This is a genomic window from Streptomyces sp. NPDC046335 (assembly GCF_055587985.1).
The window spans coordinates 376,220-388,721 of sequence record NZ_JBVJFF010000010.1; the positions used below are offsets into that span (position 1 = coordinate 376,220).

At 72.0% G+C, this 12,502-nt stretch carries 12 protein-coding genes; 6 read left to right on the forward strand and 6 right to left on the reverse strand.

The genetic code is table 11. From position 1 onward, the window contains the following. Positions 1-150 precede the first annotated feature (150 nt). Positions 151-699, forward strand: a complete 549-nt coding sequence (locus ACZ6JY_RS25780; RefSeq protein ID WP_469199294.1) for a hypothetical protein — start codon at positions 151-153, stop codon at positions 697-699. 58 nt (positions 700-757) lie between these two features. Here ACZ6JY_RS25780 and ACZ6JY_RS25785 read toward each other — a convergent pair whose 3' ends face one another. After that, positions 758-1,249: a hypothetical protein gene (locus ACZ6JY_RS25785; RefSeq protein ID WP_469199432.1), complete on the reverse strand. Its 492-nt coding sequence runs from the start codon at positions 1,247-1,249 to the stop codon at positions 758-760. Positions 1,250-1,597: 348 nt separating this feature from the next. Between ACZ6JY_RS25785 and ACZ6JY_RS25790 the strand changes: the two genes are divergently transcribed. Then, entirely contained in the window at positions 1,598-2,269 is a 672-nt protein-coding gene (locus ACZ6JY_RS25790; RefSeq protein WP_469199296.1) for a class F sortase, read from the forward strand. A gap of 17 nt (positions 2,270-2,286) precedes the next feature. Here ACZ6JY_RS25790 and ACZ6JY_RS25795 read toward each other — a convergent pair whose 3' ends face one another. Further along, positions 2,287-3,123, reverse strand: coding sequence for a polysaccharide deacetylase family protein (locus tag ACZ6JY_RS25795; protein WP_469199298.1), 837 nt, complete (start codon positions 3,121-3,123; stop codon positions 2,287-2,289). A 163-nt stretch (positions 3,124-3,286) separates the two neighbouring features. Here ACZ6JY_RS25795 and ACZ6JY_RS25800 point away from each other — a divergent pair, with 163 nt between their 5' ends. Together ACZ6JY_RS25800 and ACZ6JY_RS25805 are read left to right on the forward strand one after the other, a co-directional pair. Beyond that, entirely contained in the window at positions 3,287-3,748 is a 462-nt protein-coding gene (locus tag ACZ6JY_RS25800; RefSeq protein ID WP_469199300.1) for a universal stress protein, read from the forward strand. Positions 3,749-3,838: 90 nt separating this feature from the next. Then, entirely contained in the window at positions 3,839-5,266 is a 1,428-nt protein-coding gene (locus ACZ6JY_RS25805) for an amino acid permease (RefSeq protein WP_469199303.1), read from the forward strand. A gap of 10 nt (positions 5,267-5,276) precedes the next feature. On the opposite strand, the gene ACZ6JY_RS25810 is transcribed toward ACZ6JY_RS25805, so the two are convergent. Next, a complete protein-coding gene (locus ACZ6JY_RS25810; protein WP_469199306.1) occupies positions 5,277-6,464 on the reverse strand; it encodes a CapA family protein in 1,188 nt (395 codons plus the stop codon). A 371-nt stretch (positions 6,465-6,835) separates the two neighbouring features. On the opposite strand from ACZ6JY_RS25810, the gene ACZ6JY_RS25815 reads away from it, so the two are divergent. Both ACZ6JY_RS25815 and ACZ6JY_RS25820 read left to right on the forward strand, forming a co-directional pair. Next, positions 6,836-7,351 (forward strand): hypothetical protein, encoded by a 516-nt coding sequence (locus tag ACZ6JY_RS25815; RefSeq protein ID WP_469199308.1) that lies wholly within the window; start codon positions 6,836-6,838, stop codon positions 7,349-7,351. 85 nt (positions 7,352-7,436) lie between these two features. Further along, complete coding sequence (locus ACZ6JY_RS25820; protein ID WP_469199310.1) at positions 7,437-8,042, forward strand: zf-HC2 domain-containing protein; 606 nt, start codon at positions 7,437-7,439, stop codon at positions 8,040-8,042. Between the two features lie 20 nt (positions 8,043-8,062). On the opposite strand, the gene ACZ6JY_RS25825 is transcribed toward ACZ6JY_RS25820, so the two are convergent. The 3 genes from ACZ6JY_RS25825 to ACZ6JY_RS25835 all read right to left on the reverse strand — a co-directional run bounded on the left by ACZ6JY_RS25825 (position 8,063) and on the right by ACZ6JY_RS25835 (position 12,175). Beyond that, positions 8,063-8,923: an Fpg/Nei family DNA glycosylase gene (locus ACZ6JY_RS25825; RefSeq protein WP_469199312.1), complete on the reverse strand. Its 861-nt coding sequence runs from the start codon at positions 8,921-8,923 to the stop codon at positions 8,063-8,065. A 54-nt stretch (positions 8,924-8,977) separates the two neighbouring features. Next, positions 8,978-11,116: a SpoIIE family protein phosphatase gene (locus ACZ6JY_RS25830; RefSeq protein WP_469199314.1), complete on the reverse strand. Its 2,139-nt coding sequence runs from the start codon at positions 11,114-11,116 to the stop codon at positions 8,978-8,980. 66 nt (positions 11,117-11,182) lie between these two features. After that, positions 11,183-12,175: a ParB/RepB/Spo0J family partition protein gene (locus ACZ6JY_RS25835; protein ID WP_469199316.1), complete on the reverse strand. Its 993-nt coding sequence runs from the start codon at positions 12,173-12,175 to the stop codon at positions 11,183-11,185. Positions 12,176-12,502 lie beyond the last annotated feature (327 nt).

Here is a 12,502-nt window from a genome sequence, read left to right on the forward strand (position 1 = left end):
TCGCCCGCAAGGCGGCCCCGGTTCCCCCGTTCGCACGACACCGATCGCGGCCACCACGGTCCGTATCTAGCGTTTCCGGCATCGAGGTGCATTTCAGGCGACAGCGGAAGAAGGTCCGCGGCTGCTCCTCGGAGACACCGGAGGATCACCATGCGCGCGATACGCGTCGCTTCGGCCGCTCTGCTCACCGCTTCCCTCCTGACGCTCACGGTCCCGCCCGCCTCGGCGGCCGTCACGGGCGAGGAGAACAACGACATCACGTCGTTCGGCTTCCGCGTGACCCCCTCGACCATCGCCGCGGGCGGCCAGGTCACGCTCGGCGTCGACAGCTGCGACGGCGACACCAAGATCACCTCCGGCGTCTTCGACGACGCCCACATCCCGCGGGGCCAGTCGTCCACCACCGCCCAGGTGTTCTGGGACGCCAAGCCCGGCGCCATGTACGAGGTGACGTTCGACTGCAAGGGCGAGACCGGCAGGACGGACCTCACCATCGCCACCGGCCGGGACGGCGGCCACGGCCGGCCCGAGCACCACCGCCCCGAGCACTCGGCCCAGAAGGGCGTGAAGGCGGGCACCGGGGGCAGCCTCGGCGGGCTCGACGCCCATGAGATCGCCCTCGGCAGCGCGCTGATCCTGGGCGCGATCGGCACCGCGTACTACAAGGCCCGCCGCCGCACCGGCGAGGACAACTCCTGATCACCGGGCCCGTTTCGCCCCCGGGGCGTCTCCAGGCCCCGGGGGCGAAACCGGAGCCTCAGGTCTTGTTGCCCGAGCGGCGGCGCATCCAGAAGATCCCGCCGCCGACCACGGCCGCCGTCACCAGGGCGCCGCCGATCGCCATGTCCGTGGTGGTCGCCCCGGAGTGCGTGCCTCCGCCGAAGCCGCCGCGCACGCCGCCGTGGATGACGGTGAACGCGGCCGGGCGGGTGAGCTTCCCCTTGCCGCAGTAGGCCGTGATGTCGTACGCGCCGGGCCTGGCGTTCCGGTGGATGACGGCGGTCGCGCTGGACGTCGTGCTGTTCTTCAGCGGGTGCAGGTGGGCGTCCGGGAAGGCGTGCGAGGTGATCCTGCCGCCCCGCTGGCAGGACGAGCCGTCGACCGTCACCGTCAGCTGGCCGCCCCTCGGGATCACGCTGGGCATCGCCACGATGTTGGTCGGGTCGGCCCACGCGGACGCGGCCGGGGCCGCGAGTCCGACGACAGCGCCTGCCGCGGCAGCGACCGCGAGCGCGCGCGTTGTTCGCATACGAGAGGTACGCATGGCAATCCTCCGCGGAAGGCGCCCCGGGGATACCGTCCCCGGTCGATCGGCGAGAGCGCCTCCCGGTCCGACCCTCAGTTGCCGTGCGGCGCCCCGCACTTCGGCGCTCGGCCGTCCTGGTGAGACGACACGCCGGGGCGCGTCCGCGCGACCCGACATCGCCGCAGGTCACGGACTGTCACAGATTTCCTGCCTGGGGCGACACGGATGGCGCACCGCGGCCGCGGTGCCACCCGTTCGCTCCCGCCCTTTCGCACGCCGGGCGCCCCGCGCTTAGCGTTCTCGTACGCGCAACGGACGCGGCGCGCACGCCGCGTCGAGAGGGGACAGAGAATGCCTTCGCCCCATTCCGCCGACGATTTCGAGCTCCAGGAGGAGGAGAGGCAGAAGAAGCGCGCCCCCTGGGGTGTCATGGCTCTTGTCCTGCTCACCGGCCTCGCGCTGATCCGCAACGGGTCGGGGGAGTTCGACGTGGGCCCCCCGCAGCCCGCGTCCGCCGCGGCGGCGGACCGCGCCCCCGAGGCGCGGCCCGGCGCCCCCGCCCCGCTGCCCTTCTCCCCCGCGGACCGCATCGGCATCAAGGGCATCCAGGTCGACGCGCCGGTCGTGCCGGTGGGCCTGGACGCCGAGGGGTGGGTGGACGCGCCGCCCCCCGAGGACCCCAACCTCGCGGGCTGGTTCACCGGCGCCGTCGCACCGGGCGAGAGGGGCACGGCCGTGATCGTCGGCCACGTGGACAACCAGCAGGGCCCCGCCGTCTTCTACGGCCTCGGCTCCCTGAAGAAGGGCAACCGGGTCGAGGTCAGGCGCAAGGACGACAGGACCGCGGTCTTCGAGATCTACGGCATCGAGGTGTTCTCCAAGGAGAACTTCCCCGGAAGCCGGGTCTACGGGAACGGCGGCACCCCCGAGCTGCGCGTGATCACCTGCGGCGGCGGATACTCCGACCGGACCGGTTACGACGGCAACGTCGTCGCCTTCGCCCGCCTGGTCGCGGTGCGCTGACCTCACGCCGCAGCGCCTCACACCTCGTCGCGGTTGGGCAGCGTGATGCGGTAGCCGGAGTCGAGGAGTTCCGGCAGGTAGTCGCGCAGGGCTTCGACACTGCCCGAGCGGTCGCCGCCCGCGTCGTGCGAGAGCACCACGACGCCCGGCGCGGCCCCCTCGCGGACGCGGCGGACGATGGCCCTGGGTCCCGGCTCGGTCCAGTCCAGGGTGTCGACGGTCCAGGCGAGCGGCTCCATGCCGAGTTCGGCGCCCAACTGGAAGGCGTTGCGGTTCCAGGCACCGTAAGGAGCCCTGAACCAGGCGGGGTACTCGCCGATGGTGTCCTCGATGACGTCGCAGGTGCGCTCGATCTCGTCGCGCATCGAGGAGCGGTCGAGCCGGGTCAGCAGGGGGTGGGTCCAGGTGTGGTTGCCGATCACGTGGCCGTCGTCGGCCATCTCGCGCAGCAGGTGCTTGTTGTCGACGGCCATCTCCCCGCACACGAAGAACATGGCGCGCACGTCGTGCTCGCGCAGCGTCCGCAGGATGCCGGGGGTGTAGCGGGGGTCCGGCCCGTCGTCGAAGGTCAGCACCATCGAACGCTCCTGCCCGTCCACGCTCAGGATCGGCGCCCGGCGCACCCGGGGCAGGGCGCGGGTGGCGCGCGGGGGCCCGTTCCCGGCGTAGGGCTGGAGGCGGTACGCGGACGGCCGGTGCACACGGGCGGCCGGGGCGCCGGCGGCCGGACCGCCGGTGGGCGCCGGGGCCGTCGGACGGCCGGACCCCGCACAGCCCGCGGTCGCGGCGAGACCGAGGGCCGCGGCGACACGGAGCACCAGCCGGCGTCCCGAAGTCAGCTCATCGTCTTTCATGAGTTATCCGTCGCATGGCCGATGTCCCGCGCGGCACACCAACACGGGACGGCCGCGGAATGCACCCGAACAGACGCGGCGGACAAAGGAGAGGGGCAGCGGAGGGCAGCGGAAGGGCACGGCTGCCCGCAAGCTCTTCTTTCCCCTCCGCTAACCTCTCGGCGTGAGTGATGACCAGTCCCACCAGTTCGAACGCGGCACCGACGGGCCCAAGGTGATCGTCGTCGGAGTCGACGGCTCCGATTCCTCCCTGCGCGCCGCCGCGTATGCCGGAGGCCTGGCCCGGCGGCAGCGGGCCCTGCTCGCCGTCGTCTACGTCCAGCCGGTCATGGCGGCCGGGGCGGCGCTCGGCGCGCCGATCGCCGAGACCACCGACGAGATCGCCGAGGGGCTCATCACGGAGATCCGGGACGCGGCCGAGCGCGTGAAGGACATATTCGACGTCCGGTGGGAGTTCCACACCTTCCGCGGCGACCCCTACAGCGGTCTCGTCACCGCCGCCGACGACCTGAAGGCGGACGCCGTCGTCGTCGGCGCCTCCGAGCAGGCGGGCCACCGCATCGTCGGCTCGGTCGCCGTCCGCCTCGTGAAGGCGGGCCGCTGGCCGGTCACGGTGGTGCCGTAGCCCCCGCGGGTGTGGCGTCTTCCTTACGCGCCCGGGCTGGGCCATCATGATCCGCCATCAGCCGGTCGCGTTCGCGAAGAGGTGGAGCTCATGGCGGGACTCCGGATGGGCAAGGGCGTGCTGCGCCGCAAGCCCATCGAGCACATCGACGACTCCGAGGTATCGAGCGGCGGGCTCGTCCGCTCCCTCGGGCTCTGGCAGCTCACCGCGATCGGTGTCGGCGGCATCATCGGCGCCGGCGTCTTCACGCTCGCGGGCACCGTGGCGAACGAGAAGGCCGGGCCCGCGGTCCTGATCTCGTTCCTCGTCGCGGGCGTCGCGAGCGCCGCGGCGGCGTTCTCGTACGCCGAGTTCGCGGGGCTCATCCCGAAGGCGGGGTCGGCGTACACGTACGGCTATGTGGTGCTCGGCGAGATCACGGGCTGGTTCATCGGGTGGGACCTGCTCCTGGAGTACACGGCGATCGTGGCGGTGGTCGCGATCGGCATCTCCGGCTACTTCAACTTCCTCCTGAACGACATGGGCGCCCAGTTGCCCCAGTGGATGCTGGGCGCGCCGGGCACGGGCGACGGGCGCAAGGTCGACCTCTTCGCGGCGCTGCTCTGCCTGTTCATCGCGTATCTGCTCACGCTCGGGATCAAGAACGCGGCGCGCTTCGAGATGGTCGTCGTGGTCCTCAAGGTCCTGGTCGTGCTGCTCGTGATCGGCGTGGGCTTCTTCCACGTGAACACCGGCAACTACCAGCCGTTCCTCCCGTTCGGGATCAGCGGCGCGTTCACGGGTGCGGCGACCGTGTTCTTCGCGGTCTTCGGCTACGACGCGATGAGCACCGCCGCGGAGGAGTCCAAGGACGCCCAGCGCCACATGCCGAAGGCGATCCTGTACTCCCTCGCCATCTCGATGGTGCTGTACGTCCTCGCGTGCCTGGTGCTGACCGGCATGCAGGACTACAAGGACATCGACCCGGAGAGCGGCTTCTCCAGCGCCTTCAAGGCGGTGGGGCTCGGCGGGCTCGCCGACGTCATCGCCGTCGGCGCCATCATCGGCATTCTCACCGTGATGTTCACGTTCATGCTGGGCGTCACGCGCGTGTGGTTCTCCATGAGCCGCGACGGGCTGCTGCCCAAGTGGTTCGCGAAGACCCATGAGACCCGGCATGTGCCGACGCGCGTGACGTGGATCGTCGGCTTCGCGTCGGCCGCCATCGCCGGGTTCCTGCCGATCGGCGAGGCTGCCGAGCTGACCAACATCGGCATTCTGCTGGCCTTCGTCGTGGTGTGCGTCGCGGTGATCGTGCTGCGCTACAAGCAGCCCGACCTGCCGCGCACCTTCCGCTGCCCCGGTGTGCCTGTGGTGCCGGCGATCGGCGTCGTCTTCTCCCTCTGGCTGATCACGTTCCTGCAGTGGCAGACCTGGCTGCGGTTCGCCGTGTGGTTCGCGCTCGGCCTGGTGATCTACTTCGCGTACTCGTACCGGAAGTCGGAGCTGGCGAAGGTGGAGCGGCGCGGCGGGGCGTGACGGCTTTCGCCTACTCGCCCATCTTCAGGCCGCTCTTCCCCGCCCCCCTGCTCAGGACGATCCGGCGGATGCGGTCCCGGGTGGCGGACACGTCCGCGCCCTGGGCCAGGGCCCTGTTGAGGTTGACGACACGCATGACGCGGGTGTCGAACCACATGGGGATGAACTCCGCCTTCTCCACCACCCATCTGCCGCCCGGCTCGGCGGGCGGGGCGAAGGTGAAGCGGCCGATGGAGCCCTGGTTGCCTCGGGGGTCGTGGACGCCCTGGTGGTTGATCATTCTGTTGGCGATCTGGTCGCCCATGCCATAGATGACCCAGGTCCCGTTGATCTTCTCGTACGCCTGGGGGACGTGGGCGTGGGTGCCGATGATGAGGTCGATGTCCGGCCGCGTGCCCGACCGTGAGGCCGTGAGCTGCTTGCCGAGGGTGAGCTGCCGCCGGTCGGGGGCGTCCTGCCACTCCGTGCCCCAGTGCATGCTGACGACGACCACGTCGGCGCCCGCCGCGCGCGCGACCCGGGCGTCCGCGACGATCTTCTCGCGGTCGATCAGGTCGACCGACCACGGCTTGCCCTTGGGCATCGGATAGCCGTTCGTGCCGTACGTGTACGCGAGCTGAGCGACCTTCGCGCCGCCCGCCCGCAGCCACGCGGGCTCCTTGTCCTCGGCGGCGGTGCGGGCCGAGCCCGCGTGCTTGACGCCCGCCTTGTCCAGGGCGTCCAGGGTGCGGCGTACGCCCGCCGCGCCGCCGTCCAGGGTGTGGTTCGAGGCGGTGGAGCACGCGTCGTACCCGGTGGCCTTGAGGGCGCGGGCCACCTGGGGCGGGGACCTGAAGGAGGGGTAGCCGGTGTAGTGCCCCTTCTCCCCGTACGACGTCTCCATGTGACAGATCGCCAGGTCGGCCTTGGAGACGACCGGTTTGGCGCCCGCCAGCATCGGCTCGAAGTCGTAGCCGTCGCCGCCCGCGTCCGCTTTGGCCTGGCGGATGATCGCGGCGTGCGGCAGTACGTCGCCGGAGGCGACCAGGGTGAAGCCGCGCCCGTCGGCCGTGCTGCCGGCAGCCGGCTCGCGCTCGCCTTCCGGCGCGGAGCCGCTCGGTGACGCCTCGCTCGGTGACACCCACCAGGCCGATCCGTCGTGGTCCGTCTGCACCGTGCAGCCCGTCACCACCAGAGCCGCCGCCGCTGCGGCCGCCACTCGCGTAACCCGCCCCTTCGCCGTGGTCCGTGGGGTGCCTGAGGTGCGAGTGTCGCGTGAACTGACTGCGCGCTGCGTCATCGATCTGGCTCCGTCAATAGGGCGGTATCCGGACAGATGAATCCACATACGTACTTAATGATTAATCAAGCAGCAATGCCGCCGTAGTCCCTGAAACGGAGTCAAACCGCTGACCCCTGTGACGCGAACAACACGGCACCGCCGACCTGCGGTGAAACCGTGGGCCGGGTCAAGGCTCCGTAAAGCGCCTTGCTCAGCACCCCCTTCGGGTAATCGGCTGTCCTCATCCGTGTTCCGGGGTGGGGGCCAGAGGCCGGTGACGCGCACGGACCGGAGGAAGGCGGAACGGGATGCTGTACGAGAGCAGAGGGAACACCGAAGGCCCCCAGGACGGCGAACTGGCCGTGCCCATGGCCTGGTTGTACGCCGAGTACATCGCCGACGAGCTGCTGCGCACCGGCGATCTGATGCCGCCCACGTCGTTCGAGTACCGCGCGGGGCGCGACGCGCTCGCCCTGACGGTCTTTCTCTCGGACCACAGGGGCGAGCTGTCCGGCATCCGGGTCATCACGCAGATGGAGACCTGGCTCTCCCTGACGGAGTACGACCAGCTCTGGCAGGACTGGGTGCGTGAGCGGATGGCGCTGCTCCTGGAGGACGCCGAGGCGGCCGACGGCCCCGGGCCCGACCTGGAGCTGGCCGAGCTGGCCTGGCGGTGGCTGGAGGAGACCGAACTGCTCGCGCCCGACCTGGACGCGGTGCCGGGCGGCGGGGCGCTGCCGGGTGAGGAGGACGGGCCGAAGGTGTGGACGCCCGCGTGGCGGCTCGGGCTGCCGCTGGGGCATCTGGCGATCCATCTGTTCTGAGCGGCGTTCCCTGACGGGCCTTGAGTGATTCGGCGGTCCGCCGCGTACCGGAGGGAAGGCAGCACCCCTCACCCCAAGGACCGCCATGAAGCCCCTGGAGCGGCACCGCGACGCCGGCGCCTACGCGCTCGGCGTCCTCGACGCGGCGGACGCGTTCCGCTTCGAGGACCACATCGGCGGGTGCTCCGCCTGCCTCCTCGCCCTGGGTGAGCTGCGCGGCACGGCACGCCAGTTGCGTGACTTCGGCCGTGTGCCTCCCGGTGCCGGGGCGCGGCCCGGGTTCGCGGACCGTGTCCTGGGGGAGCTCGGACGGCTCCGCCGGGCCCGGCGCAGGCGGCGGCTGTGCGTGGCCACCGTCGCCCTCGTGCTCGCCGTGGGCGCGCCCGCCGCGGCCGTGGCGACGGCCGGCGGCTCGGGGGACGGCCGCGGCGAGGTCACCGCCTCGTTGGCGGCGCGCGACCGGGCGTGGGGCACCGAGATCGACCTCACCGTGCGCGACCCCTCGCCGGGTCCACGGGTCTGCGAACTGGTCGCCGTCGGCAGGGACGGCTCGGAGCGGACGGTCACGACGTGGCGGACGGCGGGACGTCCCGTGCGCACGCAGAGCGTCTCGGACCTGCGCACCGCGTCCACCGATCACTACGAGGTGCGCACCACGGGAGGGCGGCGTCTCGCGACGCTACGGCCGTGAGGCGGTGACCTGTGGTGGCCCTACTTCAGCAGCCGCGACATCCTGCGGTCCGCCAGTGGCTTGCCGCCCGTCTGGCACGTCGGGCAGTACTGAAGCGAGGAGTCGGCGAAGGAGACCTCGCGGATGGTGTCGCCGCACAGCGGGCACGGCTCGCCCGTGCGGCCGTGCACGCGCAGGCCGCTCTTCTTCTCCGCCTTGAGCCTGCCGGCCGCCAGGCCGCGTGAGCGCTCCACCGCTCCGGTCAGCGTGGTGACCATGGCTTCGTACAGCCCGTGCACGTCCGCCCCGGTGAGGCTCGACGTCAGTTTGAAGGGGGACATGCGGGCCACGTGCAGGATCTCGTCGCTGTACGCGTTGCCGATGCCCGCGATGAGGCTCTGATCGCGCAACGCCCCCTTGATCTGCCGCCGTTCGCCCGCGAGCAGGGCGGCGAACCGCTCCTCGTCGAAGTCCGGGGCGAACGGGTCGGGCCCCAGGCGTGCGATGCCCTCGATCTCCGCCGGCTCCGGCGTCACGTACACCGCGAGGCGCTTCTGGGTGCCCGCCTCCGTGAGGTCGAAGCCCTGCCGGGTGTCCAGGGCCACGCGCAGTGCCAGTGGGCCCTTGCCGGGGCGTGGCAGGCCCTCGGGGAGCGGGTCCCGCCACTGGAGCCAGCCCGCGCGGGCCAGATGCGTGACCAGGTGCAGCCCCTCGGCGTCGACGTCGAGGAACTTGCCGTGCCGCGCCACGCCCGTGACGGTGCGGTCCTTCAGGGCGAGGAGCGGAGGGTCGTACGTCTTGAGGACGTTGACCGCAAGCGGCAGGACGTTCGTGATCCTGCGCCCGACCAGCTCGTCCGCCAGGAAGCCCCGCAGCGCCTCCACTTCAGGCAGTTCCGGCATGGCTCTCCCTCATACTCGTACTCGTCCCCGGCCGCTTTCCGGCCGCCGGCACGGTCACGGTCGCCCCCCTTGGTCTCTGGCGGGCACGATGAACTCGCACCAGACGCATTTGCCGCTGCCCCGGGCCTCCACGCCCCAGCCGTCCGCGAGGCGGTCCACCAGGAGCAGGCCGCGGCCCGAGACTCCCTCCTCGCCCGCTTCCCTGCGGCGCGGCAGGGTGCTCGATGAGTCCTCGACGTCGACGTGCAGCCGCCGGTCGGCGCCGCTCAGGACCCGCAGGGTCACGATCGCGGAGCCTTCGGTGTGCATCAGCGCGTTCGTGATCATCTCGTCGGCGACCAGCTCGATGTCGTCGGCCCGCTCCCCCGCGCCCCAGGCGCGCACGGCGGCCTTGATCATGTGCCGTGCCTCGGTGAGCGCCTCGGGGTCGCCGGGCGCGACGTGCTGCTGGAGGCGGCCGCCGGACTGGGGCGCGTCGAGGACGCTGCGGCGCAGCAGGAGCAGCGCGGCGTCGTCCTCACCGCTCCGGCCGTCGACGATGCCGCAGAGCCGGTCGGCGAGCTTGTGCAGGTCGCGGGGGCCGGAGGCGGCAAGCCCCGCGAGGGCCCGCATGCCGTCGTCCAGGTCGTGCCCCGGCTCCTCGACGAGGCCGTCGGTGCAGAGCAGCAGGGTCTGGTCGGGGTCGAGTTCGAGGGTGGTGACGGGGTAGTCGAGCCGCCCGAACTCGGCGGAGAGGCCGAGTGGGAGGCCGCCCGCGACCGGCACCCTGCGGCAGGAGCCGTCGCTGAGCAGCAGGAGCGGGTCGAGGTGCCCGGCGCGCACGAGCCGCACCACGCCGGTGGTGAGGTCGGCCTCCGCGTAGAGGCAGGTCGCGAAGCGGTCGGTGTCCAGCTCGTGCAGGAAGCCGGAGGCGCGGGCCATGACGGTGGCGGGCGTGTGCCCCTCGGCGGCGTAGGCGCGCAGCACGATGCGGAGCTGGCCCATGACGGCGGCGGCGTGCGTGTCGTGGCCCTGGACGTCGCCGATGACGGCGCCGACCCGGCCGCCCCCGGATGCGGTGCTCCCGGGCAGCGGGATCACGTCGTACCAGTCGCCGCCGATGTCACGGCCGAGCGCCGCCGAGCGGTACCGTACGGCGATCTCCGCGCCGGGCACGCCGGGGATGGTGCGCGGCAGCATGGCCTGCTGGAGGCCCTGGGCGAGGTCTTTCTCCTGCTCGTAGAACATGGCGCGCTGGAGGCTCTGGGCGATGCTGCTGCCGAGCGCGACGAGGACGTTGCGCTCCTCGACGGTGAAGCCCGTCTTGTCCTGGTAGAGCAGGCCGAGCACGCCGATGGGCCTGGCCTGCGCGATCAGCGGGAGGTAGGCGGCGGCGGTGATGCCGAGCCGGGCGATGTGCGGCCACAGGATCGGGTAGGACTCGGCGAAGTCCCGCTCGGACTCGATGTAGCGGGGCGCCAGCTTCCGGACGACCTCGCTCATGGGGTACGGCTCGTCCACGCGGGTCAGCCGGGTGCCCGGCACGAAGCTGCCCGTGGGGCCCTCGGCGACCAGGCGGATCCGTCCGGCCTCGACCAGGCCCATGACGAGGTTGGCCGCCCCCAGGTTCGCGAGGCCGTGGGTGTCCTTGAGCACGTCTATGACGTCGGCGACCGTACGGGCGTGCGCGAGGGCCGCGGTGGTGCCCTCGACGAGGCTGGTGGTGCGGCGCCGCTCGGCCTCGGCGTCGGCCTGTTCGCGCAGGGCGGGCGGGCTGTCGCCCAGCTCACGGGTGGCGTCCCTGACGACGCCCACGATGCGGTGCGGGCGGCCCGTCCCGTCGCGGCGGATGCAGCCGTGCGTGTGGGTCCAGCGCAGTGCGCCGTCGCGGTGGCGTACGCGGAAGTAGGCGCCGTAGGTCTCGCTGCCGTCCTTCAGGGCGCGCGCGACGGTCTGGTCGAGGCGGTGGCCCTCGGCGGTGGGGACGCGGGCGGCGAGCGTCTCCGGCCGGCCGTCGTATTCGTCGGGGCGCAGGTCGAAGACGTCGTGCGCGGTGGCGTCCATGATCATGAGGCCCTTGTCGAGGTCCCAGTCGAAGCACCCCATGCGCAGCGCGGGCCCGTACAGCTCCAGAAAGCAGCCGGCCGGATGCCCGGCCGGCTGTCCACAGCGGCAGTGCCCCGACGGGCCGTGCCCGCCGCTACCCGCGTCCATGGCCCCACGCTAGGCGGAGCCCCCCACGCGCGCACGCGGGGACGCGTCCGGCGCCCCCGCCCCGCGCTACGCCGTCTCGGCGACCTGGTTCTGGACCCGCACCGCCACCTCCGTCCACATCTCCGCGCTCTCCTTGGCCAGGTACGCCACGACGCCCCGGCAGTGCGGCGGGACCTTGTCCAGGATCTGTTCCCACTCCTCGACAGTGATCGAGTGGACGCTGAGCAGCCGCAGCAGCGTGCGGCCGATCTCGCTGAAGCGCAGCGCCGGGTCCGCCTTGAGGCGTTTGACGGCGGCGGCACGGTCGAGCGCCGACTCCTTGTCCAGTACGGCGGAGGGGGCACGGCCGAGCCTCGGCGTGACAGCCCGGGCTGCCCCGTTGCCGCCCTGCGCCTGCCTGCCGCGGCGCGTCAGCGGGTCCTCGCCCCGCATCATGCGGTTGCGCACGTCCCGTACGGTCTCCGGAGAGATCGCCGCCACGCGGGCCACCTGGCGCAGCGACAGCGTGGGGTCCTGTGCGATCAGCTCGCTGGCGATCCTGCGGCCCTCGGCGCCGTTGATCGGCCTGACCCGGCCGTCGTGGCCGACCCTGCTGCCCCCGGCCGCCCCGCCGGCGGGCTCGCGGCGGCGGATGTCCGCGACGGTGCCCGCCGCGATGCCGCTCACCGAGGCGATCATGCGGTCGGACCACTGTGGGTGCGAGGCGATGATGCGGGCCGCGGCGCGCTTGCGGTCGGCGGTGGTCAGCGGCAGGCCGTGCGTGACGTTCGACTCGACGGCGAGGACGAAGGCGTCGTCCTCGGCCCCGTCGAAGTACTGCACCGCGATCTTCCGCTGCCCCCGCAGCTCGGCGGCGCGCAGCCGGTGCAGGCCGTCGATGACCCGCATCGTCGGCCGGTGCACGGTGATGGGCGGCAGCGGGGTCTCCACGACCGCCAGCGCCTCGACGTGTTCCTGGTCCAGTCCGGACGTACGTGGTGAATCCGGCGCCGAGAGCGTACCGATCTCCACCTCGACGACCATCAGACGATCGAACTCTTCGTGCTCGGGTGCTGCCAACTCGACTCCCCCTGGTTCCGATGTCCCCCGTGCGCCCCGTGTCCCCGCACAGAACGCCGCACGCCACACCCGCGCCCGGCCCGGCCCATGTCCATGGGCGCCTGAACGAGCACGACGCGGGTCCCGCTGACGTGTCTCACCGTGTTTCGGCCGGGTTTCGGTGAGGCGCGGCGCGCGACGGCACACGGAAAGAAGTCCTCGGCCATCGCGCTGAATCCGGGCCTTACGTCCCGTCGGAATCGACGGAATTAAACCTGACCGAACACGTTCACCCTAACAACGCCCATTCGGAGCCGGTACCCCTCACTAATAGCGGTTGCACAGGTT